The 546-nt window shown below is 76.7% G+C and carries 1 protein-coding gene; it reads right to left on the reverse strand.

Going from position 1 to position 546, the window contains the following annotated elements; all coding sequences use genetic code 11:
* A partial coding sequence (locus tag KUM32_RS38655) for a DUF3017 domain-containing protein (protein WP_217146471.1) occupies positions 1-458 on the reverse strand: 458 nt, incomplete at its 3' end.
* Positions 459-546: the final 88 nt, after the last annotated feature.

Here is a 546-nt window from a genome sequence, read left to right on the forward strand (position 1 = left end):
ATCTCCAGCCACGGGTCCGGCTGCGTCATCATCGACAGCACCACGATCAGGGACCCGAGCAGCCCGTACGTCACCATGTCGGTGAAGCGCGAACGGACCGCCAGCATCCCCACGGAGGGCAGCAGCCAGCGCAGCAGCGCCCCGAGGAGCAGCGAGAAGCCGATCACCAGGGTGCCGGCGCGGTGCGCGTCGAGGGCGACGACCAGCAGCCCGGCGGCGACGCCGCTCATCACCGTGAGCAGCGGCCACTGGCGCGCCGGCGCGGGCGCCTGTCCGCTCGCCGCCCGGCCGCCCCCCTCCGGGCGCGCCGTGTCCCGGGTGATGCGCGGGAATCTGCGCGAGCCGCGGCCGGGTCCGGAGTGGCGCTGGGCCCGCGTTCCCGGTCGCGGCCCGTGCTGTGCCGCGGCTCCGGCCGCCGCGGCGGCCAGGCCGCCCTCGCCGCTCGCGTGCGCACTCATGGCTGGCTCATGGCTGGTCGCCCCCTTGCTCTGGTTTCTCGTGACCGCTGGCCGCGCGGGTGCCGGCGGCACCCGGGGCCGGGGTCAG

This window comes from Streptomyces sp. AC627_RSS907 (assembly GCF_019049165.1).